This is a genomic window from Wolbachia endosymbiont of Wuchereria bancrofti (assembly GCF_002204235.2).
Taxonomy (GTDB): Bacteria; Pseudomonadota; Alphaproteobacteria; order Rickettsiales; family Anaplasmataceae; genus Wolbachia.
In genome coordinates, this window is record NZ_NJBR02000012.1 from 1 (window position 1) to 1,132 (window position 1,132).

The 1,132-nt window shown below is 41.2% G+C and carries 1 pseudogene; it reads right to left on the reverse strand.

What is annotated here, in order from left to right:
• Positions 1-1,124, reverse strand: a pseudogene (gene tuf / locus CCY16_RS00845) (elongation factor Tu); the annotation flags it as partial.
• Positions 1,125-1,132 lie beyond the last annotated feature (8 nt).

The window sequence follows — 1,132 nt, forward strand, 5'->3', positions numbered from 1 at the left end:
CAATAGTTCTACCTCCTTCTCTTATTGCAAAGCGCAATCCCTTATCCATCGCTATCGGTACTTGCAATTCTACCTCTACACTTACATTATCTCCAGGCATTACCATCTCTTTCCCTTCCAGCAATTTTATACTTCCCGTTACATCTGTCGTCCTTAAATAAAATTGTGGCTGATAATTCGCAAAAAATGGTGTGTGTCTTCCTCCCTCTTCTTTCTTTAATATGTAAACTTCTGCCTTGAACTTCCTGTGCGGCGTTATTGTTCCTGGTTTTGCTAATACTTGTCCCCTCTCTACTTCTTCCCTCTTCGTCCCTCTTAGCAATATCCCCACATTTAACCCAGCACTTCCTTTTTCTAGCAATTTCTTAAACATTTCCACACCATGTTTTCTTCTGTGTAGCTTTCAGACCTATTATCTCTATCTCATCACCCATCTTTATCTCTCCTTTTTCTATTCTTCCTGTTACTACCGTTCCACGTCCCGATATCGAAAATACATCTTCAATCGGCAACAGGAACGGTAAATCTACAGATCTTAGTGGCACTTCTACATACTCATCCAACTTCTCCATCAATTTGTCTATTGATTTCTTCCCATATTCACCGTCATCATCCTCCAGCGCTTTCAGTGCAGATCCAATTACCACTGGAACTTCATCTCCTGGAAACCCATATTTACCCAGCAATTCTCTCACTTCCATTTCTACCAAACCTATCATATCAGGATCAGATACATCAGCTTTATTTATATATACCACAATATACTCAACACCAACTTGCTTCGTGAGTAATATGTGCTCTCTCGTTTGCGGCATAGGTCCATCAACTCCCGATACTACCAATATCGCTGCATCCATCTGCGCTGCACCTACTATCATGTTCTTCACATAGTCAGCGTGCCCAGGACAATCAACATGTGCATAATGTCTCTTCTCTGTTTGATATTCAACATGTGCTCGTGCAATCGTTATTCCTCTTTTCCTCTCTTCTGGTGCCTTATCTATTTGATCATACGCTACAAAATTTCCATAATGCTTTGTTATTGCTGCTGTCAATGTTGTCTTCCCATGGTCCACATGTCCTATCGTTCCTACATTGACATGCGGCTTCCCAAATGCTTCCACTACTTGAG